The following is a 1,393-nucleotide window of genomic DNA, read 5'->3' on the forward strand; positions in this document are numbered from 1 at the left end:
GTTATACACATCTCGTAGCCCAAGGCGTCGTGCGCGGGAGAACGCGTTTACTTTCAAGGACGTAGCGCTGCGCTTGTAAACTTGCGGCGGATCGCGTTTACTCTCACTTTTTGAGTGGACGCATTGGTCACCGAATCGACGCCTTGGACACACACGGAATTCAAACAGCTCGAGCTCGGCGATGCGCGGCTGAACAAGCGAGCGAGGCTTTTGATGGAAAGAATGGCGGCCGACCCGATGGCCAGCGTGCCCAAGGCATGCCAGGGTTGGGGCGAGACGATGGCGGCGTACCGCTTCTTCGACAACGACAAGGTCGAGTGGCATGCGATTCTGGAGCCGCATTGGCAGCGCACGCAAGAGCGCATGCAGGCCCATCGTGTCGTGCTCTGTGTGCAAGACACGACGGAACTGGATTTCAACGGACAAGGTGCGATCGGACTCGGGCCGCTGACTTACGAAGCGCAGCGCGGTATGTTTGTCCATCCGACATACGCCGTCACGCCGCAGCGCGAGCCGTTGGGCATTCTGGACGCGTGGATGTGGGCGCGCGAGAAGAAGGACAAATCCGGCCAGCGCGGCGGTCCCAAGGAAAGCGTGCGTTGGATTGAGGGCTATGAGCGCATTGCCGAAATGGCACCGAGTCTGCCGTCCACGCGCCTGGTGTATGTGGCCGACCGCGAAGCAGATCTGATGGCGCTGATGGAACGCGCCCAGGCGCTGGGCACGCCGGCCGACTGGCTGGTGCGGGCCGCTCATAACCGCTGCCTGCCGGCGGCAGACAAGCTGTGGGAGCGCACAACCCGGGGCGAAGCTGTCGGGCAAATCGCCTTCATGATGGCTTCGCACCATGGCGTCAAAGCGCGCACGGTGCGTCAACACCTGTGGATGCAGCGCGTGGAGTTGAGCGCCAGCAAAGGCCAGAGCATAGCTGCGACGTGCCTGGTGGCGCGCGAATTCGATGCGCCTGTGGGTGTCAAGCCGATCGAATGGCGCCTGCTGACCAACCGCACCGCCAGCACGCTGGAGGAGGCACTCGAGCTGATCGAATGGTATCGGGCGCGCTGGGAAGTGGAGATCCTGTTCAACATCCTGAAGAACGCGTGCCGTGTCGAAGCGCTTCAGTTGGGCACGATCGAACGGCTCGAGCGCGCGTTGGCGCTGTTTCTGGTGGTCGCCTGGCGCGTGGCCTATTTGATGCGGCTGGGCCGAACCTGCCCCGATCTGGACGCACATCTGTTCCTCGATCCCGATGAAATTCGCGCTGCCTACCTGCTCACGAAAACCCGAGCGTCAGCCCAACCGAAGCTCAACGAAGTGTTGCGACTGATCGCGCGCCTGGGAGGCTTCCCTGGCCGCAAGGGCGACGGCGAACCCGGCGCAAAGACCATCTGGC

At 62.6% G+C, this 1,393-nt stretch carries 1 protein-coding gene; it reads left to right on the top strand.

Annotated features, from left to right (window positions below):
- Positions 1-114: 114 nt before the first annotated feature.
- Positions 115-1,393: IS4 family transposase (locus tag HV796_RS42355; RefSeq protein WP_175233562.1), on the top strand; the 1,279-nt coding region annotated here is incomplete at its 3' end.

The sequence above is a fragment of the Paraburkholderia humisilvae genome (assembly GCF_902859855.1).
Taxonomy (GTDB): Bacteria; Pseudomonadota; Gammaproteobacteria; order Burkholderiales; family Burkholderiaceae; genus Paraburkholderia; species Paraburkholderia humisilvae.